Raw genomic sequence first — 314 nt, 5'->3', positions numbered from 1 at the left:
CCCGGGGCCCGGGCCCCGGGGCCGGGGGGTCGGTTCCGGGTTCGGCGGGCAGCGGTGGGGGGGAGCGCAGGAGCCGCGGCTGGACGGCGCGAGCGACGGGACGGAGGGGGCGGGGCCGGCGAACTCCGCCATCTTTTCGAGGACGGCGTTCACGGCCGGGACGACGTTCTCCCCGTCGACCTCGATCACCGCGTCCCGCGGGGCCCGCGCCCCCGCCGAGCGCACAGCAGGGCAGGGCCGCGGCGAAGCCCAGGCGCACCGGTGCGAAGCGTCTGCGCCGGGGAGCCCGACGCGCTCGTGCGACGCGTCCGACC

At 79.9% G+C, this 314-nt stretch carries 1 pseudogene; it reads right to left on the bottom strand.

Annotated elements, in window-relative coordinates:
* A pseudogene (locus ADK54_RS47565) lies at positions 1–210 on the bottom strand (hypothetical protein); the annotation flags it as partial.
* Between the last annotated feature and the right edge of the window lie 104 nt (positions 211–314).

Origin of the sequence: Streptomyces sp. WM6378, assembly GCF_001279695.1 — a bacterium.
Classification (GTDB): domain Bacteria; phylum Actinomycetota; class Actinomycetes; order Streptomycetales; family Streptomycetaceae; genus Streptomyces.
This window is presented reverse-complemented; position numbering and strand designations above follow the sequence as displayed.